General features: G+C 47.7%; 1 pseudogene. It reads right to left on the bottom strand.

The window, feature by feature from the left end:
• Window positions 1-470: pseudogene (locus ACYVTD_RS16525) on the bottom strand (hypothetical protein); the annotation flags it as partial.

Genomic DNA, 470 nt, shown 5'->3' with positions numbered 1-470 from the left:
GTTTGTGTATATTTCAAAAATACCGCCCTTTTTCATCTCGCTGTAGCCCGTTATCCAAACGGGACAATCTAGCACCTCGTGAAATTCAAGAAGAAGTTCCGCCATGTTTTTTTGGGAGCGTTCAAGGGCGGCGGCGATTGAATTGCCTCCCGTTTCCATCTTGATAAGTTCCTTCAATTCAACGGTGCGGGGAGAGTGAATCGGAGTCTTGTTAAGGATAATTACGTTCTTAAGGAAGTCAATGCCCAAAGACGGGTTGTCGCGAAAAAACTTTTGCGCTATTTTCCCGGAAGGCCCCACAAGATAGCGCCTGTTTTCCGCCGCCTGTTCCCTTCTGCCGGGGTTGTCCGCCACCAAAATCAATTTTATCTCGTCGTTAATCGTAATGCCGTCAAGGGCGGTATTGTACACAACCGGCGTTTCCACCGTATAAGAGGCGTTTTTCGAGTCAGAGCGGCTATCAACAAATT

The organism is Treponema sp. R6D11, from assembly GCF_054786075.1.
The sequence above is the reverse complement of the archived record's forward strand: the minus strand, read 5'-3'. Positions and strand labels throughout refer to the sequence as shown.